18 protein-coding genes and 1 pseudogene are annotated in these 21688 nt (G+C 44.7%); 9 read left to right on the top strand and 10 right to left on the bottom strand.

Going from position 1 to position 21688, the window contains the following annotated elements; genetic code table 11:
* Positions 1-52: 52 nt before the first annotated feature.
* Both ITG12_RS16995 and ITG12_RS16990 read right to left on the bottom strand, forming a co-directional pair.
* Entirely contained in the window at positions 53-1969 is a 1917-nt protein-coding gene (locus ITG12_RS16995; RefSeq protein ID WP_038870353.1) for a methyl-accepting chemotaxis protein, read from the bottom strand.
* A gap of 188 nt (positions 1970-2157) precedes the next feature.
* Complete coding sequence (locus ITG12_RS16990; RefSeq protein WP_248874599.1) at positions 2158-2901, bottom strand: Crp/Fnr family transcriptional regulator; 744 nt, start codon at positions 2899-2901, stop codon at positions 2158-2160.
* Between the two features lie 111 nt (positions 2902-3012).
* Between ITG12_RS16990 and ITG12_RS16985 the strand changes: the two genes are divergently transcribed.
* The 8 genes from ITG12_RS16985 (at position 3013) to ITG12_RS16950 (ending at position 12179) form a co-directional block, all read left to right on the top strand.
* The gene (locus ITG12_RS16985; RefSeq protein WP_038881012.1) at positions 3013-4389 is read left to right on the top strand and encodes a hypothetical protein; all 1377 of its coding nucleotides are present in this window, start codon (positions 3013-3015) and stop codon (positions 4387-4389) included.
* A gap of 73 nt (positions 4390-4462) precedes the next feature.
* The gene (locus tag ITG12_RS16980) at positions 4463-5134 is read left to right on the top strand and encodes a hypothetical protein (RefSeq protein ID WP_038881105.1); all 672 of its coding nucleotides are present in this window, start codon (positions 4463-4465) and stop codon (positions 5132-5134) included.
* Positions 5135-5312: 178 nt separating this feature from the next.
* Positions 5313-6269 (top strand): MoxR family ATPase, encoded by a 957-nt coding sequence (locus ITG12_RS16975; RefSeq protein WP_038881011.1) that lies wholly within the window; start codon positions 5313-5315, stop codon positions 6267-6269.
* 14 nt (positions 6270-6283) lie between these two features.
* On the top strand, positions 6284-7210 hold the full coding sequence (locus ITG12_RS16970) for a DUF58 domain-containing protein (RefSeq protein ID WP_038881009.1): 927 nt from the start codon (positions 6284-6286) through the stop codon (positions 7208-7210).
* A 40-nt stretch (positions 7211-7250) separates the two neighbouring features.
* A complete protein-coding gene (locus ITG12_RS16965; RefSeq protein ID WP_038881008.1) occupies positions 7251-7727 on the top strand; it encodes a DUF4381 domain-containing protein in 477 nt (158 codons plus the stop codon).
* A complete protein-coding gene (locus ITG12_RS16960) occupies positions 7720-8724 on the top strand; it encodes a VWA domain-containing protein (RefSeq protein WP_038881006.1) in 1005 nt (334 codons plus the stop codon). The genes ITG12_RS16965 and ITG12_RS16960 overlap by 8 nt, the downstream gene beginning before the upstream one ends.
* Positions 8717-10525, top strand: a complete 1809-nt coding sequence (locus ITG12_RS16955) for a VWA domain-containing protein (RefSeq protein WP_248874597.1) — start codon at positions 8717-8719, stop codon at positions 10523-10525. Before ITG12_RS16960 ends, ITG12_RS16955 begins: the two co-directional genes overlap by 8 nt.
* 4 nt (positions 10526-10529) lie before the next feature.
* On the top strand, positions 10530-12179 hold the full coding sequence (locus tag ITG12_RS16950; protein WP_038876293.1) for a BatD family protein: 1650 nt from the start codon (positions 10530-10532) through the stop codon (positions 12177-12179).
* A gap of 64 nt (positions 12180-12243) precedes the next feature.
* On the opposite strand, the gene ITG12_RS16945 is transcribed toward ITG12_RS16950, so the two are convergent.
* The 5 genes from ITG12_RS16945 to ITG12_RS16925 form a co-directional block, all read right to left on the bottom strand.
* Complete coding sequence (locus ITG12_RS16945; RefSeq protein ID WP_038873316.1) at positions 12244-14310, bottom strand: GGDEF domain-containing protein; 2067 nt, start codon at positions 14308-14310, stop codon at positions 12244-12246.
* Between the two features lie 374 nt (positions 14311-14684).
* Positions 14685-15434 (bottom strand): phosphate ABC transporter ATP-binding protein PstB, encoded by a 750-nt coding sequence (gene pstB / locus ITG12_RS16940; protein ID WP_038873314.1) that lies wholly within the window; start codon positions 15432-15434, stop codon positions 14685-14687.
* A gap of 60 nt (positions 15435-15494) precedes the next feature.
* The gene (gene pstA, locus ITG12_RS16935; RefSeq protein ID WP_038873313.1) at positions 15495-16358 is read right to left on the bottom strand and encodes a phosphate ABC transporter permease PstA; all 864 of its coding nucleotides are present in this window, start codon (positions 16356-16358) and stop codon (positions 15495-15497) included.
* Between the two features lie 22 nt (positions 16359-16380).
* On the bottom strand, positions 16381-17313 hold the full coding sequence (gene pstC / locus ITG12_RS16930) for a phosphate ABC transporter permease subunit PstC (RefSeq protein ID WP_038873310.1): 933 nt from the start codon (positions 17311-17313) through the stop codon (positions 16381-16383).
* Positions 17314-17411: 98 nt separating this feature from the next.
* Positions 17412-18233 (bottom strand): phosphate ABC transporter substrate-binding protein, encoded by an 822-nt coding sequence (locus tag ITG12_RS16925; RefSeq protein ID WP_038876298.1) that lies wholly within the window; start codon positions 18231-18233, stop codon positions 17412-17414.
* Positions 18234-18566: 333 nt separating this feature from the next.
* On the opposite strand from ITG12_RS16925, the gene ITG12_RS16920 reads away from it, so the two are divergent.
* Complete coding sequence (locus ITG12_RS16920) at positions 18567-20210, top strand: methyl-accepting chemotaxis protein (protein WP_038873305.1); 1644 nt, start codon at positions 18567-18569, stop codon at positions 20208-20210.
* Positions 20211-20532: 322 nt separating this feature from the next.
* On the opposite strand, the gene ITG12_RS16915 is transcribed toward ITG12_RS16920, so the two are convergent.
* From ITG12_RS16915 to ITG12_RS16905, 3 genes and pseudogenes are all read right to left on the bottom strand, one after another.
* A complete protein-coding gene (locus tag ITG12_RS16915) occupies positions 20533-21147 on the bottom strand; it encodes an IS3 family transposase (RefSeq protein ID WP_248875097.1) in 615 nt (204 codons plus the stop codon).
* A complete protein-coding gene (locus ITG12_RS16910; RefSeq protein ID WP_248875103.1) occupies positions 21144-21305 on the bottom strand; it encodes a hypothetical protein in 162 nt (53 codons plus the stop codon). Before ITG12_RS16910 ends, ITG12_RS16915 begins: the two co-directional genes overlap by 4 nt.
* 63 nt (positions 21306-21368) lie before the next feature.
* Positions 21369-21446: pseudogene (locus tag ITG12_RS16905) on the bottom strand (helix-turn-helix domain-containing protein); the annotation flags it as partial.
* Positions 21447-21688 lie beyond the last annotated feature (242 nt).

The following is a 21688-nucleotide window of genomic DNA, read 5'->3' as shown; positions in this document are numbered from 1 at the left end:
TACCTAAATATATAGTCGTTAAACTTGTAAATTAGGCCTATTCTATCCAACTCTAGAGTTTGAAGCTACCAACCATCTTATCCAAACGAGAGGATAGCTCTTGTAGGTCTTGGCTTGCACTTGCCAACTCTTCAGCTGTAGCCGTGGTCATTTCATTAATCGCATTGATTTCTTCAATGTTCTGATTGATGGTATGTACAACCGTTGACTGTTCTTCGGTTGCCGTCGCTACTTGTGTGTTTCGGTCAGAGATATCGGCAATACGCTCAGAGATGTTCATTAACACTTCAACCGCTTCATCAGTTGAGGCAACGCCTTCGAATGTTACCGCTTTACCCGCTTCCATTGCAGTCACTGCATCTTGAGCGTCACTTTGAAGCTGGTTGATCATCTTCTGAATCTCTTCGGTAGAGACAGCAGTGCGTGAAGCAAGGTTTCGAACCTCGTCAGCGACGACAGCAAAACCACGACCTTGCTCCCCTGCTCGTGCAGCTTCAATTGCCGCATTCAGCGCAAGTAAATTGGTTTGCTCAGAGATATCACGAATCACATCCAAAATAGATCCAATGTCCTTGGTAGTGGTTGCTAATTGCGTCACTACCATGCTGGTCGTTTCAACGTCATCGGCAAGGCGACTGATCACTTCTTTCGCTTGAGTAACCACTTGGCGACCTGTCTGTGTGTTATCAGATGCTTGGTTTGCTGTATCCGCAGCGGTTGCAGCGTTAGAGGCAATCTCACTGATGGTCGCACCCATCTGGTTAATCGCCGTTACCACTTGAATTGTTTGGTCACGCTGCTCTTGGCTATTATCGTGCGTTGATGTGGCTTTGCTGGATACACTGTCTGCAGCTTGGCTTAATGCGCCGCTGGTTAACGACACTTCTTTCATAGTCGCGTGAATTTTTTCAATAAAGCCATTAAAGCCTTTTGATAGCTGAGCAATCTCGTCGTTACCTTTGATTTCGATACGCTGAGCCAAATCGCCTTCCCCTTCACCAAGGTCAGTGAATCGGTCTGCAATTTGGCGAATTGGGTTAGTAATGCTGTTTGCTAGCAAAATACCCATTGCGATGAAGATTAGCGCCACGATTGCTGTCGTAAACAACATTTTCTCTGCTGTTGCATCAAGGTCAGCAAATACCTCATTCACTGGCACGACACCAACCACAAACCAATCCATTGATGGCACATACAGGCTAGATACAAACATATCTTGGCCTTCAAATTCGGTAGTAACGAGATTGAAATGACCTTTGTTAAGCAGCTGAGAAGCGTCTCTTCCAAACAGTTGGCCAATTGAGGTTTTATTTTTGCCTTGCTGGCGATGGATCTGGATGTCACCTTTACTATTCGTTAGGAAAACATAGCCTGATTTCTCAATCTTGAAGCCATTCAGGAGCGACACCATATCATCCATCGATTTTGACAAACCAGACATCGAGATGCCATTCACATCTTGATAATTAGCAAACATTTTCACGTCACCATTGGACTCTTGGAACACGCTCACTGACGTGTCTTGGCCCGAAGAGGTGAACCCAAAAAACCACCCATCCTGTGAGCGATTGAGTTGACGTAGAAAGCCGTTCTGGTTCCAGTAGTATGCGGTTTGGCGGTTTGCTACAGACGCATCGTTTAACTCATATTGAGATTTCACATTATTGAGTTGCTGAACGAGTTGCGCTTCAACTATGGGGTTACGGTCGGTCGTAGATAGGGCTTCAACCACAAATTCGTTGGTTGCTAACTGTTTTGCCGCTTGTTGCATTTGGACAACTTCACGGTCAATTTCGGTATTGATTTGCTGCAACATCGCAGGCAATTCAATGTCAATCAAACGGTGACTAAGCACCTCTCGGGCGTGGCGCTGCGCCATGACACCGACAATAATAGTCGAGGCTAAAACAGCAAAAGTAATACCGAGTACCACCTTTTGTTTGATACTCAGAGAAGTAAGTTTCAACATATTTGGACCTTTAAAAGAATCACTCGTTATCTGCATTCTGAACAGGGTAAACTTGGTGCATAAGTATTTGCTATGCACGGCTCGGAATCTATATCGGCCCAATCCTACAAAACTAGAGAAAAATCTCACAAAAATCTGCAAAAATGATGTACCAGAAACGCTTTCTTCTTTAACGAATCTTTTCTGACCTAATCTGCCAATCCCTGTGCAATAAACGCGTTTAACCTATCTTGATTGATGATGTCTATTCGTCGATAGCCAATTTGAATAATGCCCTCTTTAGACAAACATTGCAGAGAACGGCTTAGTGTCTGACGAGTACATCGAGATAAATGGGCGAGTTTGTTTTGGGTATATAAGATAGGACTTGGCTCTCCATGGGGTGCATTTAATCGACTCACCAAATACAATAACTTTGCCACCCGGTATTCATTCTTTAAAAGGACAGATTCGGTTGTCCACTCCATAAGTAATCGGAAACGGAAACTGATTTCGTGAATCGCAATCTGATATAAAATAGGATAACGCGAGGCGATCTCTCTCATTTTCTTGACTGGTATAGCAATGATCACAGCATCAGAAGATGAATAGAAATCATGGTTGGTAGGTTCATTCTCAAAACAACCTACCCATGTCAACCAACTGCCCGGCCCCAGTATCGCAATGCAAGCTTCATCACCACCTTCACTGCAACTCGCTAACTCAATATGACCGCATATAACAAACCGCATTGTGTCAACGGATTTATGAGCTGAATGTAGCAACGTCGGCATCTTATAAGTCTCAATTTTTGCCGACAAAATCATTTCTTCAATCGCACTTTTCTCTAAGCGTTGAAGCGTTGGGTCTTTATTTAAGATCTGACAAAGCAAAGCATCTTGTTCCAACTGACCAAGTGGAAACTCAACATGAGAATGTAAGTTTTTAGACATTGTTCTCATCCTATCTTCGATATGTTGTTAATTAATTGTTACGAAAAACTAACAATTATCCGATAAGAAAAGCCAGTAAAAGCAACAAGGCTGTGAGAAGAGGATTCAATAATGCTAATGCCATGCTTAAAAACACACCGAAGATTACTCAGTCACGTCTCGATATTAGGCGTTCTATTAACCTGCGCAACATGGAGTACTGCATCTGTCGCCGATGATCATTTTGAGGGAATTCCAGGAGAAAGAACGTGCTTTTTTCGCTACGGGCCGGTCTCAGCCGATCCATACATCAACGTTGCCTACCCTGATGCTGCCGTAAAATATTGGGGGTCCGCTTTCACCGTGCCAGAAGGCGCAACACTGAGATTAGAAGGCCAATTTCCCCACTCCCGCTATATGTCATTAATCAGCTACGACGATCGAGGAAGACCAGTTCAATCCTTACCTGACTATATGATTAAACCGAGCCAAAGCAGCGTAAATCCCTTTAGAAACGGGAGTCAACGAGACAGTGTATTTAGAAGCTATCAAGTTAGAATTCTCGATTCGGAGCCAATAAAAGACTACACCGCAGGCCAAACTCGTGAAGGTGTTGAATCTGATGAACTGCACACACCAAAATCATCCGCCAATCAGCAAGTACTGATTTATCGTATCTATGCAAAAGATGAAAACAGTGATGGCACCGCAAACGCTGCTCTGCCAGAGCCCGTCGTGACACTTGCGTCAGGTAAAGAGCTAAGAGGCCCAGAAGCGTGTGACGCCCTGAACAGCTCTCAACCATTAGCAGCGAAGTTGAACGCTTTAGGGATACCAGTAGAAAAGTACCGAAAACTGGTGACTCAGCCCAACAAACCTGCCGGTTTCCCTGCTACGAATCCAGCGACTTGGCACATCCAGTTAGATCGCCAAAGTTTGCTAGGAATTTATACAGGAAACATAAACCCAGAGGCAAGGCGTAGTTCTGGTGGCTTTTATCCTAATCTAGACAACAACTATATTCGAACTGTCGTCAACCGCAAGCATGGTCCGGTGTTTGTGCTACGCGCTAAAGCCCCTATCACTCCTAAAACTTTCTACGGTGAAAAAACCATGGGCAACGGTGAACTTCGCTATTGGTCCGTTTGTTCCAACAAAGGATTTGCCGTTACCAAAGTCAATGACTGCCTTTATGATGAACGAATCCCTGTCGACAAAGACGGTTACTATACCATTGCCGTAAGTCGCAAATCAGACAGACCTCGCAATGCTTTTACTCAATGTGGTATTGGTTGGCTGCCAATGGCCGATGATGGCGATGGCATTATCGATAAAGACGCGTCAATCGTTCAAATTCGCCACATGCTTGCCTCTCCGACATTTTCTCACGCCATACAAAATATTCAGCAGGACAAAGATATAGCCCCTGTGATGAGAGAGTATTACCCGAGAACCTTCTATACCACCACAAACAACTTCGAACTCATGTTCCCATGTAACGAAGACTAACCCCAAGCTCTCATTAAGAATGGCAGGTTCTATCCTGCCATTGATTCACATTTATTCTTATCCAGAGGTCGCTATGTTATTAAAACTCGTGCTGTTTCTGTTGTTAATACTCTTAATTACTAGTGTTTACGCATCACCTACAACCCCTAAAACGATCGAAGATCTCGACGATCCTACCGCTCTTAGCTCATTTATAGGTTTACGAACTGGCACCAATGGATATGGAGCAATTGGACAAATCGGGTTTAATAGCCCCGACAGTGTGTTGGGACACAACAGTTTTCTTCAATTCAAGGACGATTTTGAAACCGTGCATTTACGTCATTTCTCTATCTACAAACCTAGTGGTAGTGGGTTATTTCTTGACGCCCAACGCAATAATACGGGCTCTATTACGGTCAATCGCGCTTCACTCGGGGTCATACAGATTGTTCCCGTTTTAGAGAATTTGAGAGTGAATCCAGCATTTCTGTACGGTGAAACTTGGACAGAAAATGAAGCAGCAAAAAACTCTGTGTTCCCAAACACATCAATCTTGACCTTATATACGTTTATACGCTGGCAAGTCACTAGCGATTGGTTCGTTAACTTAGTGCCTCAATATACCTATAGTATAAAAGGGCGAAAGATCCGTTTGTTTGAACTTGTCACACAGGTCGGGCACAACATCACCAAAGATTCGAGTGTGGCGATGAATACGGATGAAGATGACAACTTTTGGCTCACGCTAAAACATGCCTTTTGAGAACATAGATAACAAAATATGCGTTGCTGATTGATAGTTTCTCGCCAACAGCTTGTAAACCATAGCAAGATCCCAATATTGGAAAGATAAATTACACGGGCGTACTGGAACTTTTCCCTACGAATGAGTGACCAATACACAAAATAAGAATCAAATGGATACCCAGAGAGTCCACAAAATGCACAAAACGAACTTCGAAACGCTTCAAAGCTATTTAGAGTCCCAGATCATTGGTCAACATGATCTGGTAAAACAGTTACTGATCGCTCTACTTGCCGATGGGCACATCTTGGTTGAAGGTCCTCCAGGTCTTGCAAAAACACGAGCTGTAAAATCCCTGTCTGATTGTGTCGAGGGCGATTTCAACCGCATTCAATTTACGCCCGACCTACTGCCTGCCGACTTAACGGGTACAGATATATTCCGTCCTGAAACGGGCGAATTTACCTTTCAGTCTGGTCCTATTTTCAATTCTTTGATCCTTGCCGATGAAATCAACCGTGCGCCGGCCAAAGTTCAAGCAGCAATGCTCGAAGCCATGGCAGAAAAGCAAGTAACGGCTGGCCGCAACACGTATGCGCTACCCGAACTTTTCTTGGTAATGGCGACGCAAAACCCGATAGAACAAGAAGGAACTTATCCGCTGCCAGAAGCGCAGCTCGACCGTTTCTTGTTGCACCTTGATGTGGATTACCCAGATGCAGAGCACGAGCTCGCCATCTTACGCATCAACCGTGGTGAAGCGAAAGGCGAAGCAGCGGTGGAACGCCCGAGTTTAAGCCAGGAGGACATCTTCACAGCGCGCAAAGAAGTGCTCAACATTCATATGGCAGACGCGATTGAGCAATACATTGTCCGTCTTGTGATGGCGACTCGTACTCCTAACGATTACGATTCTGAGTTAGCAAAATGGCTATCAATGGGTGTAAGCCCGCGTGCAACGATCGCCCTTGACCGTTGTGCTCGTGCTCATGCGTGGCTGGCAGGTCGTGACTTCGTTTCACCAGAAGACGTTCAAGTCATGGCTTACCCTGTGCTACGTCATCGTCTACTGCTTAGCTACAACGCTCAGGCAGAAGGCATTACAGCAAATCAGGTTATCGACAAGCTTCTTAATCTTGTAGGTAGCGCATAACGTAGGTAGGTGACATGTCTGCATCATATGCATTGCCACCTCATGCGAATGGGGTGACATTAACCCTTGAAGAGCTGCTTCAATATCGCACTCAATCGGTTCGTTGGTTGCCACCAGCACAGAGTATTTGGTCGCAAATGAGCGGTAACCATACCAGCCGTCAAAAAGGGCGCGGTATGGACTTTATGGAAGTACGCCAATACCAAGCGGGTGATGACATTCGCAGCATCGATTGGCGCGTAACGGCCCGAACGGGAAAAGCGCACACCAAGTTGTTTGCTGAAGACAAAGAGCAAGCGGTGATCTTATACATCGACTTGAGCCCAAGCATGCACTTTGGTTCGCAATATGTATTGAAGTCGGTTCAACTGGCGCATTTCGCTAGCGTCTTGATTTGGCTGACGTTAGCCAAGAAAGACCGCATCGGCGCGGTGATTGATGATGGCTCGCAGTGTATTGAGTTCCGCCCTTCTTCTCTTCAAAAACAAGGGCTGAGAATTCTTGACGCGATAGTGAATACTCACAACCAATTGCTTACGAATCAACACGCTGACAGCACACGCACGTTGCCTTACATGGCCGCAATTGAAACGCTGCACAACCTGACGCCGAAAGGCAGTGAACTCATCCTGCTGAGCGACTTTGCTCAAGTGGAAAAGAAAGAATTGCTTCAACTGCGTCGACTAAAGCAACACAACAGCGTTCGCGCAGTCCAGTTCTATGACCCTTTAGAGCGAGGTGAAACCAAATTTCGAGGTCAAGCGAAAGCGTCTGACGGTCATCGAAGTCAATGGTTCAACTTTGGTTCAAAAGGACAACGAAAGGCATTGGAATCATACTTCGATAAGCATCAGCAAGCCATCAAACAACAATGCCACTCGATGGCGATTCCATTTAATAGTCTGTCCAGTGGGTTTCCCCTGATTCAGCAATTAAGCTAACCACAGTAACAACATATAAAACATTCAAGCAGTAGTAATAATGACAACGAATAACCAAAGCCTAAACCTTGAACCTTTAATCCTACCGAATGCACCAGATTGGTTCCCACTTGCTTGGGGATGGTGGGCTGTTCTGGGCGGGATAATTCTTTCCATCGTAATTGTCGTGTTGTACTTAAGATGGCGTTCAAAACGTCTTGTCGCTAAAAAGACCGCTTTGAAATTGTTGACCAACCCGCTCACACCACATACTCCGTCTTCTGCATTAGAGGTTCTCCGCCAAGCGGCTTTGAGTTACTTCCCTCGGGAAGAGATCGCACCATTAACAGGCTCTGCTTGGTATGAGTTTCTTGATAGCTACACCAAAGAAACTCGATTCGTAGACAAACAACAACAGTGGCAAGCCGCGCTTTACCAAAAATCTGGTCAAGAACAGCATCAAGATTTGATTGATGATTGTGCTTTCTGGATTGACAGCGCTTTGCCTCCGAAGAAAAAGGCAAAAACTCGTGACTGAGGCAAATCTCGTATCGAGCCTCTCTCAATGGTTTAACATTGAGTTGGTCTGGTGGTGGGCTCTTCTTTTACTGCCCCTACCTTGGCTGATTTATAAGTTCTTCCCTGAAGAGACTCAGCAAGCTGAAATCAAACTGGCCTACCTGCCTGACAACGAACACAGCACCAAGCCAAAACAGTTAGCCCAGAAGGCACTGTCTATTGCTATCTGGGCTTTATTGGTTATCGCTTGTGCTCGTCCGGTTTGGTATGGCGACCCGGTTGAGTTCCAACCGAAGTACCGTGACATGATGCTAGTCGTTGACTTGTCAGGCTCAATGCAAAAAGAAGACATGAACGACAATGGCGAGTACATTGACCGTCTCACAGCAGTGAAGAAAGTCCTGTCTGAATTTGTTCAAAAGCGCGACGGGGACCGTTTGGGTGTCGTTCTGTTTGGCGATCATGCTTACCTACAAACACCGCTAACGGCGGACCGTAAAACCGTGATGCAACAAATCAATCAAACTGTGATTGGCTTGGTTGGACAACGCACAGCGATTGGTGATGGAATCGGCTTAGGTACCAAAACCTTTGTTGATAGCGACGCACCACAACGTGTGATGATTTTACTTAGTGATGGCAGCAATACAGCAGGCGTATTAGATCCACTTGAAGCCGCAGACATTGCGAAAAAATACAATGCCACTATCTACACTGTTGGGGTGGGCGCGGGCGAGATGATGGTGAAAGACTTCTTCATGTCTCGTAAAGTGAACACCGCTTCTGACCTCGATGAGCAAACACTTACTAAGATTGCCGAAATGACAGGTGGCCAGTATTTCCGTGCCCGTGATGCGCAAGAACTTGAAAAAATCTACGACACAATTAACCAGTTAGAACCCGTCTCTAGCGACACTCAGACTTGGCGACCTCAATCTGAATGGTTCCCTTACCCACTGAGCGCAGCACTCGTTCTTTCCGTGTTTCTGTTTGTTCTAAGGAGAAAACATGGCTGAGTTTATATTCTTATATCCATATTGGCTGTTGGGTTTGCTCGTCATTCCTATCGTCTTAGCCCTAAATAGCCAGTACAAAACCAAGAAGTCGTCCTTGATAGCGCCGCACTTGGCAAAAATGCTCGGTCATTCCATCAAGACCAAACATTACTTTGCTATCTGGGGACTCGCTTGGGCGACCGCCTGCATCGCTTTGGCAGGGCCGAGCTGGCAATCGAATACTCGCCCAAGTTTCGAACTGAGCCAGAACCGAGTATTAGTCTTGGATATGTCACGCTCTATGTACGCAACGGACGTGAAGCCAAATCGACTATCGCAAACACGCTATAAAGCGTTAGATTTATTACCGAAGTGGAGAGAAGGTTCGACAGGTTTAGTCGCTTACGCAGGTGACGCCTATACCTTAAGCCCACTCACAACCGATTCGAGTACACTTGCTGGCATTATTGAGAATCTATCGCCAGAACTGATGCCTTACCAAGGTTCGAATTTACCATCCGCGATAGAAACCGCTCTTGGTCAATTTACACAAGCCGGTGTCAATCAAGGTGATATCGTTGTGTTGGCAGATGATTTGGATGACTCCGAACTATCACGTTCACTAGCGTTGTTAAATGGTAAAGATGTCAGAGTGTCAGTGCTTGCTATCGGAACATCAAATGGTGCACCAATTGCTCTTCCGGATGGTTCTTTGATGAAGAACCGACAAGGCAATACGGTTGTGGCGAAAACGAATCTGAAAAATTTACAGACGCTGGCGAAGCAAACTGGCGGATTATTCGTTCCGATTCAACATAATAACCGTGATGTAGAGAACATTGCCGCGTTTACCAATAATGCTGGTAACAACCTTGCCGCGAAACAAAGCGAGGATGTAAAAACAGATTCGCGCTTAAATAGCGGTTTCTGGTTGCTTCCACTGCTGTTGATTCCTGCTGTCCTTCTCTTTCGTAGAGGTATGGTTTGGGTGCTGGTTGCGACCGTACTACCAATGACTTGGACACCAAAAGCAGAAGCGAGCGCGTTCCTAAATCAAAACCAGCAAGGCGAGCAGCTTTATCAACAAGGTGAGTACGAAAAGGCACAAAACACCTTTACCGACCCAAACTGGAAAGGTGCTGCCAGCTATCAAGCCGGTGATTATGAAAGTGCCATTGAGGCTTTCTCAAACAACTCGACTTTGGATGGACGTTATAACCTCGCCAATGCACTTGCTCAAAACGGTCAACTTGATGATGCAGCAAACCTCTACAAACAATTGGTAGAGGAGAAGCCCGATTTTGAGTCGGCGAAAAAGAACCTGTCGGTTGTAGAGGAGAAACTGAAGCAACAGCAGCAACAGCAGCAACAGCAGCAACAGCAGCAACAGCAGCAACAGCAGCAACAGCAGCAACAGCAGCAACAGCAACAGCAGCAACAGCAGCAACAGCAGCAACAGCAGCAACAGCAGCAACAGCAGCAACAGCAGCAACAGCAGCAACAGCAGCAACAAAAGTCTCAGAATGATGCTAAACAAGAGCAAGGACAACAGTCACAAAACAAGCAAGACACTGAAAATAAAAAAGAAAAAGAGAAAACCGAGCAACAAAAAGTAAAGCAAAAAGAAGAGACACCAGGCGAGCAACAAGGGGAACCAATGCAAGCTCAAGCTCAGGCAGAAAAAACGCATCAGGACGATCCTGAGTTCCGCCGTTTAGAAGCGGTAGAAAGTGCGCGTGACCCAAGCTTTTTGATTCGAGCACAAATGCAGTTGCAAGCTCAACAAAAACGACCTCCACAACAAACAAATAAGGAATGGTAACTCCATGATGAAAAAAGGCGCAAAACTGGTCTTTGTTCTGGTGGCCAGCCTATTAACATGCTTTTCGGTTTTTGCCCAAAGCCTTCAAGCCAGTGTGAATAAAACCCAAGTCGCAAAGAATGAAGTCATCAATCTCCGCATTATGGCAGACACTGAGTTAAGTTCTGATGCCATAAATTTTGATACGCTAAAGAAAGATTTTTTCTTGGGGCAGCCTCGTTACGGCCGTTCAAGCAATAACATTAACGGCCATAAAACAGTCCGAACGGAATGGAGCATTTCGATCGCGCCGATGAAACAAGGCGTTGTGACCATACCAAGCTTCACAGCTGAAGGGATGAAGACTGAGCCAATTAAGCTGCGCGTCACAGAAAGCCAAGCAGAGCCAAACCTGGATGATTTATTCAGTTTTGACATGAGCGTGGATAACCACACTTTGTACCCACAACAGTCAGCAACGTTACGTATGCAGTTGGCCATCAAAGTAGATCCACGTCGTTTGGATAACCCACAAATCGTTCCGCCTAGCATTGATGGAATGAAGATTGAACCTGCTAGTGACATGAAACAAGGTCAGCGAATCATTGATGGCTTAGAAGTTACTGTCGTTGAACAAGCATTCCGTATTACCGCAGAAAAACCAGGAAGCTTTTCGTTAAACGGCCCTCAATTAACTGGCTCTTACATTTATGGTGACAGTTTAACGGGTTCGACAAAGATCATGCCGATAAAAACCAACGTTCAGCAAATGCCTATCACAGTCAAACCGATCCCGAAAGACTTTGAAGGCAACTGGCTACCAGCTTCAGCATTAGAAATGACTCAAAGCTGGGAAGATGAGCAAGGTAATCCTCTGTCTGCAAACGCGGTGAATAGCGTTAAACAAGGTTCATCTATTACCCGTACGATTCGTGTGAGAGCGCGAGGCACACAAGCAGAATACTTGCCACGTATTGGCATAATTTACCCAAGTACACTGCGTGTTTACCCAGAGCAACCTCAGTTCGAAACAGCTCGAGATGGCACCATCACCATGACAATGAAGCAAGTGCTGATCCCAACGGAAGCTGGTGACCTTACCTTACCCGGTTACAAGCTAAATTGGTGGGATAGCAATCGTGATCAAGCAAGAGAATCAGAAATCGCTGAGTTAAATCTTAAAGTCGAGAAAAGTGATACTGGACTGATAACCCTGCCAGAAAGTGTACTGCCAACACAACCAACACAAACGGCATCTCCAACCGCTCCACAAGGTGGCGTTGATACGATTTGGCAAACATTAACATTCGTCTTTGCGGTACTTTGGTTGGTTTCTTCCGCTATTGCCATTGGCTTATGGCGAAAACGCAAAGCGCCACAATCAACAGAAGTGATGATGAGTACTCATAACGCCTCCATTCGAGATATAGAGGATGTCATAACGCAAGGTGACAGTATCAAGATTGAAAAAGTAGTTAACGACTACTTAAACACTCACTACGCTGATATCGAATCAAAGGCGGTGCAAGCAGTAAGAACTGAATTGAATGTGATGAATCAATCTCGATTTAGCTCCACTCAGCAACCATGGAAAAGTGATACTTTGCTGGCAATACTCAAACAACTCAGCAAAGACAAAACAACCAAAACCAGCCACCAGCTTGAGAAGCTTTAACGAACAATTAAGTGTTAGATAAAAATGGCAGCTTATCTTCAAGCTGCCATTTTTGTTTTTAGTGCTAAGCAACACTCTGCTTCTCTATTTCAACCGCCCGAACACAGTTTCGACCACTGTTTTTAGCTCGGTATAGAGCCTTATCGGAGAGTTGATACAAATGATCGAAGTTAAAGTCTTTACCTTGTGTCAGGTAGCAAGAATAACCAACAGAAACAGTAAGTAACTCACCTTCTGGATTATGGCAATGCTTAATCCCCTCCTCCTCAATACAACGACGGATGCATTCGGCTCTCAACCTGACCTCTTCTTGGTGTGACCCAATCATCAACAAAACAAACTCTTCCCCGCCAATTCGACAAAAGACTTCATCTTCATCTTTAGTATGGTGTTCAAGGATGTTACCAATTCGCATTAACGCGATATCACCTTCTAGATGTCCATAGTGGTTGTTGAACAAGCCGAAGTGGTCAATATCAATCAAGATCAATCCAAATGACATGACTTCATCATGCTCTACCGAGCAGTACTTCTGCATGACGTGCTCTAACATTCGTCGATTACCAAGGCGAGTCAAAGGATCGAGTTTAGACAATACTTCCAATTGTCGATTGGCTTCTTCCAGCTCTTTAGTCCGATTTTGTACTTCTAGCTCTAGGTTTTCATTAAGTTCGCGAATCGCCTCTTGTGCTTGTGTACGTTGCAGCACTTCAGCAAGGCTTGATGCAAACATCCGAATCACTTCACGAAGCTGGGAGGTAAGCGGCGCACGAGTTAATAGATTATCAACGGCGATAAAAGCAATAGGCCCACTGCTATTGGAAGTCAGCACTGTCATGGCCGCCCAGCCGAAACCAACAATATTGCAATCGTGATAGATGGGAACCGACTCTTCAAACGCAACCTCATTCAGCATAGATCGGGCTAAATTAATCAAAGAGAAGTCCTGTGTCTCCCCAAAAAAATAAGATTCATCCACCACATTGCCTTGGATGTCGGTCCCCCACGTACCTTGCATATAAGAGCAATTTTCATCAGTCAAGAACACCGCCATACGGTCGATGCCCAAGTTTTTAATGGCAAAGGTCACTGCGGATTTGCACACATCACTGACCGTAGTACATCGAGAAAGCTCCACCATACTTGAGTGCAACATGCGCACATTTTGTTCTTGACGCTTACGGATATAGATTTGCGAGAAAAGTGAGCCAAAAGATTCCAGCATCTGCTTTTGATAAGCCGTCACGGGCTTACGATGAATAAAGTTATCCAGTGCGAACCAACCAAAAGGCTCATTACCATCTCGTAGGATTAACATCGCATTCCAGCCCTGCCCTACGACTTTACCGGCGGTATAAATCGGCGCATCTTCGACAATGACGAGATTACGCTCTGTACTCGACAGTGCTGCGATGTACTCTTCACTCAACTGGTGAAGATCATATTGAGTGTGAAACTCATCAATCGTGATACCATCCTCATTAGTGCCATAGGTCCCACTGAAACTACGCTTTTTCATGTCCAACAGCATTAAAGTAGAACGGTCAAAACCTAAACGTTCACGCAAGGCTTCAACCGCTTTTAAATAGAGATCTTTAAGAGAGTCAGGATTAGAGATGTCCAACGCCACTTGCTGTACGAGCTTCATGTTTTCAATGAAGCGTTCTCGCTGGCTAAGTTCATCGACGTATTGGGCCTCTCGGACATCACGATGCTTCATTTCTTGCGATGCGCTTTTTTCTGCGCGAATACACTGCCAGCGAGCCGCGGCAAGTTGCATTGCATCGTAACTTTCTTCGTAGATATTGTGGGCGGAGCGAGCTTGGACGTTTTGAATCAGTAGGTAGGTACGTTTGATCGGCGTGTTATCGAGCATCATGATGTAACTTTCGCCGCCAAGATCTTGGGTGTGGTTCCAATTACAGGTATTGATGGCCAGCGGAATAATACTTTCTGAAGTATCAAATTGGCTCGCCCAATCCCAGAAGGCTTCAGGGTACTGACGGATTGGAGTCAAATCACCACGAGAAAACCTCACCGCCCCTGATGGATTGGTGAGCGGATCGTCAAAGATCGCTATCGCGCTGGGGGAAAAGCGTTGTTCTAGATGCTCGAATATGGCTTCCGCCAATAATCTATGGTCTCTGGTAGAAGAGACCGTTCTTGTAAAACTTTTTAAACTCACCTGGCCAACCTAATCTACTTTTTTATTCTCGATAAAAAACTACTTAGGCCATGATATGCAATCAATGGAATCCAAGTTGAGCTGTTAAGTCTTTCGCAAAAATTTTGTACTTAATTTCACAATCGAGAACCTTTCAACATTTTTAGACAGGTGTTTCATCCGAATTACATACTGCAAAATTAGGCGCAAAAGTGAATCAACATGAACATTATTGGTATTGAGAAAATTCCACATACCTTAAACGAAAAAGGCCCCTCATCAAGAGGGGCAAGAGTACCATCGCTTATAGTTATTCATGTATATGCTGATAAATACGTTAATTAACCAAAGTCGCCGTTTACATAGCCTTGAGTACGATCGTCTTTCGGGTCACTGAAGATCACTTGTGTGTCATCGTGCTCGACCAACTCACCCATTAGGAAGAACGCAGTGCGGTCAGAAATACGACGCGCCTGTTGCATTGAGTGAGTCACGATAACGATGGTGTAGTTCTTCTTCAGCTCTTCCATCAATTCTTCGATTTTGTGTGTTGCAATTGGGTCAAGTGCCGATGTTGGTTCATCCATTAGGATCACATCAGGTTCCATCGCGATTGTACGAGCGATACATAGACGTTGCTGCTGACCACCAGATAATCCAAATGCATGTGACTTAAGACGGTCTTTCACTTCGTCCCAAAGTGCTGCACCACGAAGTGAGCTCTCAACCACTTCATCAATGTGTTTTTTATCTTTAATGCCTTGAGCACGAAGACCGTATGCCACGTTCTCGTAAATGCTCATTGGGAATGGGTTTGGCTTTTGGAATACCATCCCCACTTTGATTCGAAGATCAGCGACATCGATGTTGCCGTAAATGTCTTCACCATCCATGGACAGTTTGCCAGTGATCTTAACGCCTTCGATAAGATCGTTCATGCGGTTCAAACAACGTAATAGTGTAGATTTACCACAACCAGAAGGACCGATTAGTGCGGTTACTTGACGTACTGGAATAGGCAGGTTGATTGATTTCAGTGCTTGGTTATCACCGTAAAACAGGTCTAGGTTTTCAATATCAAACTTGTTCATTTTCTTAATCTCTTAAATCTTGAATTCGTGTCTTTTAACGTGCGTTCTTAATTTGTGTTGTTAGTAAGTTGCTGTGTTAAAACGTCGTGCAATCAGTTTTGTAACCATGTTGATCAGTAGAACAACAACAATCAGAACTGTCGCGGTACCGTAAGCCTGATTCCATTCCTCAATGGTAAACAGTTCGGTAGTCAGTTTGTATAGGTGAACGGTTAGTGTACGGCCTGAATCCAATAAAGAATCCGGAATACGAGCAACCATACCTGCTGTCAAGAAAACTGGAGCAGATTCACCAATGACACGACCAATACTTAGAATGACCGAGGTTAAGATACCTGGCATTGCGCTCGGCAGAATCAAGCGCCAGATAGTGTAAATTTTCGATGCGCCAAGACCATAAGAGCCTTCGCGGTACGTTTGCGGTACTGCCATCAATGCTTCTTCCGTGGTACGGATGATCACTGGCAGGATAAGAATACTTAGCGTTAGAGCACCCGATAGAATCGAGAAGCCAAGGCCAAGAATCGCTACGAAGAAAGTCATACCAAATAGACCGAAGATGATCGACGGAATACCCGCCAATGACTCGGTACAGAATCGGATGATTTTCACTAAACGGCTGCCTACTTTCGCGTATTCGGTCAAGTAGATTGCCGTCATGATACCGAGTGGTGCTGCCACTGCGATAGAAGCGATAACCATGTAGATAGTCGACACAATCATCGGGAAGATGCCGTGCTCGTCCCCTGTGCGCGTATAGTCATCAGTAATGAAGTTCCAATCTACGTGTTGTAGACCGTTAGATAGGATGTACCAGATAATCCAGAACAAAAAACCTACCGTTAATGCTGCCGAGACCCAGACAAATGCGCTTAATACATTATCTTTGAACTGGCGTGCCTGTTTTAATTTTGCGCGATCCATAATAGTCACCTTTAACGAGCGATTACTTCGCTTTTTCTCGGTTTAGGTAAAGTAGTACAGCGTTCAACGACATGATGAAGACCAGTAGTACCACACCTGTAGCGTATAGAGCGTTCGCGTGAACACCACTTGCGTAAGACATTTCAATAGCGATGTTTGCGGTTAGCGTACGAGCCGAATCAAGGATGCCTTCTGGCATTGCCGGCGCGTTACCCATAACCATGATGATCGCCATAGTCTCACCCAACGCACGACCAATACCCAGAATCACACCTGTCATGATGCCTGAGCGAGCCGCTGGAACGAGCAATTTAAAGATGGTGTAGATTTTAGAAGCGCCAAGAGCCAAAGAGCCTTCTTTGTAAGTGCGAGGGACTGCACGAATAGACGTTTCAGAAACCGTGATGACAGTAGGAAGAATCATCACACCCAGTACAATGATACCTGCCAAAATAGTATTACCCGCTGGTACATCAAATACGTTTTGGATAAGCGGCACGATAATAACCAAGCCAAAGAAGCCGTAAACCACCGAAGGAATACCGGCAAGGAGCTCAACCGCTGGGCGGATAACATCAGCCAAACGTTTCGGTGCAATTTCTGCGATAAAGACCGCAGTCAACACGCCGATTGGCACACCAACTAATACTGCACCAGCTGTCGAAACGATAGAAGCAACAATCATAGTTGCGACACCGTAAAGTGCTGGTGGCAGCCAGTTTTGGCCGAGTACGATGCCTGATACGCCAACTTCTTGGAAGGCTGGAATACTTTCTCGAACGATGAAGTATGCGATTACTGCTAATGAAACGATGCCGATAACAGCACTCGTTAAAAACAAGCCGTGGAAGATACGCTCTCTCCAGTCAACGCGGCGTTTCTCGCGTAGGCCTGGCTTGCTGATCGCTTTAGCGTCAGTAGTCATAAGCTTTTCACTATTTGTTGCGATGGTCATAAAAATCTCACGGTTCTAGGCAATGCCCTTGAACACAATGGATAGAAAAGGCTCAGCCCGAAATGGTGGGCTGAGCAAACTTTAGAGTCCCGATGGGATTAGTTAACTGAGATGTAACCTTTTTGGTCAACTAGCGCTTGCGCTTCATCAGTTAGCATCCAGTCTAGGAATTTTTGAGTTTCAGCTGATGGCTTGCCTTCTTTGTAAAGAACAAGGAACGGACGAGCAACTTTGTAAGAACCGTTTTTCACGTTGTCTACTGAAGCTTGAATACCGTCAATTGGAAGTGCACTTACAGAGCTATCAACTGTACCAAGAGAGATGTAGCCGATAGCGTATGGGTTAGAAGCAACCATCGTCTTCAGTGCGCCGTTACCGTTAGCAACTTGAGCACGTTGAGAGATTGCCGATACTTTCTTACCAGAAATTTTCATTTTTAGAGACATGATGTCTTCGAACGCGCCACGAGTACCAGAAGCTGTGTCGCGAGTGATTGCTACGATTGGCTTGTCTGCACCGCCAACGTCTTTCCAGTTTGTTACTTCACCTTTGTAGATTGCAGTAACTTGGTCCGCAGTAAGACCCGATAGTTTGTTTTGTGGGTTTACAACAACTGCGATACCGTCAAGAGCAACTGTCTCTTCTTTTAGAGCCGGCTCTTTTTCAGAATCTTTTAGGTTACGAGAAGACATACCTAGGTCAGCAGAACCGTTTTTCGCTGCTTTAACACCCGCAGATGAACCAGGGCCTTGAACTTCAACAAATACGTTCGGGTTTGTCTTCATGTATGTTTCAGAGAAAACTTCCATCAGTGGAGTTACGCTGCTAGAACCCACTGCAGAGATAGTTTCTTTAGCAGAAACAGGAGTCACTGCCATTGCGCCTAGAAGTGCGATTGCACCGATTACTGTCTTTTTCATCACAATTTCCTTTAAGTGGCCTTATTGCCGTTGTGTTTCACTTGAACGATGCTCACTTTAGAATCCAAATATGACAGTTGTGTTTCACTTAGTTGAAAGCTCTATGACACGTTGTCATTTCTGCTTAATAAAACAGCAATCAAACTTTATTTCCTTTCGAGCTCAAAATATATTGCTTCTATTTGGTTATAACAAAATGCCAACTACATCGCTTTTAATATATTTCATAACAAATAAACATCGTTAAATGATTGATATATCAAGCCTAATAATTAGAATCGGGTTGCTTTATTTACAAAAATGATAATAGTTCCAATCTTTAGAGGGTCAATCATGCGTCAATTACTGAGTACGCTGTCTATTAAGTCACAGGTTTTCGTACCCGTATTATTCACTGTCATACTTCTCGTCATTGGGTTGAGTATCGGCATCGGAAAGTTAGAGCAGGCATTCGGCAAGGTCACGGTCTCAACCAATAGCCTTATCGTGCATAAAGAAGAACTCAGCTCTATCGTCGACAACACTTATGCCATGCGCATTAAGGCAATCTACAGCCTGTTCAGAGCAGAAGATGTCCAAACACTGAACCAAGAGTTACAACATCGTCAGGCAACCAACCGTGAGTTTTTAAGCTCCATCGACCAAATTGAAGGCATCCAAGCAGAAGTCAACGCCATGCGCGATGCGATGAACCACTATGTGGATTTCACTCGAATCACCATGACGCCGCTACTGAACACTAAACATTCATCCAACAACGTGTCCTTAGATTTCGAGAGAGAATATGAAACAGCAATGGGTCAATACCGCTTAGCAGGTGAAGCAATGATTGGCGCCATTGACAACTTGTCTAAGAAGCTCAATCAAATCGTGACAGACGAAGTCACAGAAAATGGTGCACTGCACTCAGATACCATCACTTACAGCACCATTTCTCTTGTCATTATTTTGTCTATCGCCTCTTTGATCAGTTGGTTGTTAGCAAGCTACATCGTGGCGCCTATTCGTAACCTACAAGAAACCATGCGCGAAGTAGCAAAAGGCAACTTATTAGTAGAAGCAGAAGAAACAGGTAAAAATGAGGTGTCGCAACTGGCACAAGACGTAAACCAAACCATCCACCAACTCCGCGGTACCGTCGACTCACTAGTTCGAATCAGTGAAGACGTCGCCTCGGCTTCGACTGAACTGGCAACAGTAATGACACAAAGCAGTGCCAACTCAGACCAAGAGAAACAAGAAGTAGAACAAGTAGCTTCTGCAATTAACCAGCTTGAATCTACTGCTGCGGAAGTTTCAACCAATGCACAGCAAGCCGACAGCGCATCTAACGAAGCCACAAAACTAACGTCACAGAGCCTAAGCATGTTTGAAGAAAGCACGCGTGCGAGTGCGAAAATGGCAGACCAACTGAACGAAGCCGCAAACGTGGTCACGTCACTAAAAGATCAGTCCGAACAGATTGGTAAAGTGATTGAAGTTATTGAGAGCATCTCTGAGCAAACCAACCTACTTGCATTGAATGCGGCGATTGAAGCGGCACGAGCAGGGGAAAGTGGTCGAGGCTTTGCTGTGGTTGCTGACGAAGTACGTATGCTGGCAGCAAGAACTCAAGAATCGACCAAAGAAATTCAAACCATTATTGAAGAACTTCAGCAACAGTCTGGTCACGCAAACGAAAGCATGCATTCAAGTTTAGCCATGTTAGAAGACAACCAATCGCTTGCTACCGAAGTAAGTCGTTCACTTAGTGACATCAATAATGCAATTTCCGATTTGAATGCTATCAACACACAAGTAGCGACCGCATCAGAGGAACAAAAACAAGTAACCTCAGATATTAACAATAACTTGAGCACCATCTATGAATTGGTGAGCCAGAACGTAACCGGTATTACTCAATCCGCAGCTGCCGCGCAAGAACTGTCTGGGTTAGCGGAGAACCAAAAGCATCAGCTTAAGCAGTTCCAAATCTAAGCCTTACAATGCCTTGTGATCCCAGCACGGTGAGTGAAAAGGTTAGATAATAAAAAGCTCCGCACTGAAGTGACCCCGTAAAGTTGGACATTTCTGTTAAGCGGCTTTCAAGGCCTGAGTTCGATACTCTATCGGAGTCAGGCCTTTTAGCTTCACCTTTATACGTTTGGTATTGTAGTACTCGATGTATTCTTTAATTTGCTCTATCAGAGTATCTGCATCTTCAAAGCTCTGGTTGTGATACATCTCTGTTTTAAGTAAAGCAAAAAGTTTTCTGCAACAGCATTATCCAAGCAGTTACCTCTTCTCGACATACTTTGTATTAACCCACTCTCTTCGATTTTTGCTGATATTGTCGATGCCGATATTGCCAACCTTGATCGCTATGTATAATTGGCTTTGAGTTCGGTCTAAGCTTTGATATCGCTTCCGTCAACATATCAATGACAAGCGGCAAACAGGCATTTTTAGCTACTCTATAAGCAACCACCTCTTGAGTAAACAAGTCGACAACCGGAGACAAGTACACTTTCTGCTCTTTGACTTTGAACTCCGTAACGTCAGTTACCCACTTTTCATCTGGCTGGGACGCACTAAAATCTCTTTCAAGTATGTTGGGAGCCGTTCTTCCAAACTCACCTCGATATGAACGGTACTTTTTAATCCTGACCGTTGATTTAAGGTTTAGCTGAGCCATAAGCCTTTGAACCGTCTTGTGATTCAACATGAAGCCTCGCTTTTTTAGTTCCAAGTGAATACGGCGGTAGCCGTATCGCCCCTTATGCTCATGATAAATTGACTTTATCAACCGCAGTTCACTTTCGTAACTATCAGTACGCTTGCTCGCTTGAGCCTGATAATAAAAGACACTTTTCGCCAGTTGCAGAGTTTGCAGCAGGTGCTTCAGTGGGTACTTACCTTTAAGAGTTAGAGCTATGACCGCTTTTTCTTTGTTCGACGGTTCTTTTCTTGCTCCAACTCTTCCAACTTTTTTAGAACAGCATTCTCAGTTCGTAAGTAGATCAACTCCTCTCTTAGCTCCTCAAGTGTCATTTCATTATCTGGTTTAGTGGTACGTTGAGGCTGCTGTTTCATTGAAGGTCTTCCTTTCTGGCGAATTTTGAGCCCTTTGATACCGAGCTCGTTAAATCTTTTGAGCCAGACAGAAAGTATCCCAGGGGACGAGAGGTTAAATACTGCGCTAGTGTGCGAGAGAGACCAGTCATTCGTCCACATTAAATTTAATGCTTTTAGCTTTGTTTGAGCAGAAACAGCATGTTTAGTTGGTAAAAATGAAGCTGCACCATGGATAGCAAAAACTTAGGTAATACCGAATCTGTCTCGAAGAAACTGAATATTGCTTTTCTAAATAACTAGATGACGTACCATTTAAGCATTGTTTAGCAATGACACATTTTAGCTCGCGGCTATATTTGGACATAAAAAGACCCCCAATAATTAGTGTCCAACTATTGGGG

It is taken from the genome of Vibrio sp. ED002, assembly GCF_023277445.1.
Classification (GTDB): Bacteria; Pseudomonadota; Gammaproteobacteria; order Enterobacterales; family Vibrionaceae; genus Vibrio; species Vibrio jasicida.
Note: the sequence above shows the minus strand (reverse complement) of the source record. Positions and strands in the feature narration are given on the sequence as shown.

Coding starts and splice junctions, on each gene's coding strand:
- ITG12_RS16995 (WP_038870353.1), bottom strand. CDS start 1,969: ATGTTGAAACTTACTTCTCTGAGTATCAAACAAAAGGTGGTACTCGGT.
- ITG12_RS16990 (WP_248874599.1), bottom strand. CDS start 2,901: ATGTCTAAAAACTTACATTCTCATGTTGAGTTTCCACTTGGTCAGTTG.
- ITG12_RS16985 (WP_038881012.1), top strand. CDS start 3,013: ATGCTAATGCCATGCTTAAAAACACACCGAAGATTACTCAGTCACGTC.
- ITG12_RS16980 (WP_038881105.1), top strand. CDS start 4,463: ATGTTATTAAAACTCGTGCTGTTTCTGTTGTTAATACTCTTAATTACT.
- ITG12_RS16975 (WP_038881011.1), top strand. CDS start 5,313: ATGCACAAAACGAACTTCGAAACGCTTCAAAGCTATTTAGAGTCCCAG.
- ITG12_RS16970 (WP_038881009.1), top strand. CDS start 6,284: ATGTCTGCATCATATGCATTGCCACCTCATGCGAATGGGGTGACATTA.
- ITG12_RS16965 (WP_038881008.1), top strand. CDS start 7,251: ATGACAACGAATAACCAAAGCCTAAACCTTGAACCTTTAATCCTACCG.
- ITG12_RS16955 (WP_248874597.1), top strand. CDS start 8,717: ATGGCTGAGTTTATATTCTTATATCCATATTGGCTGTTGGGTTTGCTC.
- ITG12_RS16950 (WP_038876293.1), top strand. CDS start 10,530: ATGATGAAAAAAGGCGCAAAACTGGTCTTTGTTCTGGTGGCCAGCCTA.
- pstB (WP_038873314.1), bottom strand. CDS start 15,434: ATGAACAAGTTTGATATTGAAAACCTAGACCTGTTTTACGGTGATAAC.
- pstA (WP_038873313.1), bottom strand. CDS start 16,358: ATGGATCGCGCAAAATTAAAACAGGCACGCCAGTTCAAAGATAATGTA.
- pstC (WP_038873310.1), bottom strand. CDS start 17,313: ATGACCATCGCAACAAATAGTGAAAAGCTTATGACTACTGACGCTAAA.
- ITG12_RS16925 (WP_038876298.1), bottom strand. CDS start 18,233: ATGAAAAAGACAGTAATCGGTGCAATCGCACTTCTAGGCGCAATGGCA.
- ITG12_RS16920 (WP_038873305.1), top strand. CDS start 18,567: ATGCGTCAATTACTGAGTACGCTGTCTATTAAGTCACAGGTTTTCGTA.
- ITG12_RS16910 (WP_248875103.1), bottom strand. CDS start 21,305: ATGAAACAGCAGCCTCAACGTACCACTAAACCAGATAATGAAATGACA.